The sequence below is a fragment of the Paenibacillus periandrae genome, assembly GCF_022458865.1.
Lineage (GTDB): Bacteria > Bacillota > Bacilli > Paenibacillales > NBRC-103111 > Paenibacillus_S > Paenibacillus_S periandrae.
Genome location: NZ_JAJNMU010000165.1, coordinates 1 through 325 on the forward strand (window position 1 = coordinate 1; position 325 = coordinate 325).

Here is a 325-nt window from a genome sequence, read left to right on the forward strand (position 1 = left end):
CTTCATCGTTTCATTCGCTGTTCCGCCTGTGCTTACCGTTCCTATGGTAGAGGTCAACGTTGCAACAGTGCTTAATGCTGCATTCACCGTCACGGTATACGTAACCTTCGTTGTTCCATCTTGTGCGGTAACTATGACCTTCTTGCCTGTTGACAAAGTTGCAGCTACTGTCGTTCCATCTGCATCGTAAACTTGAAGCGTTGCATTCGCCGATGGCGTGATCGCTGCCTTGAGCGCTGCTAAGGTTGTTCCGTTGGGAATGTTCGTTATCGTTTCATTCGCTGTTCCGCCTGTGCTTACCGTTCCTATGGTAGAGGTCAACGTT

Annotated in this window: 1 pseudogene; it reads right to left on the minus strand. The window is 49.2% G+C overall.

The annotated features are described in order from the left end of the window. Positions 1 to 325, minus strand: a pseudogene (locus LRL21_RS45070) (hypothetical protein); the annotation flags it as partial.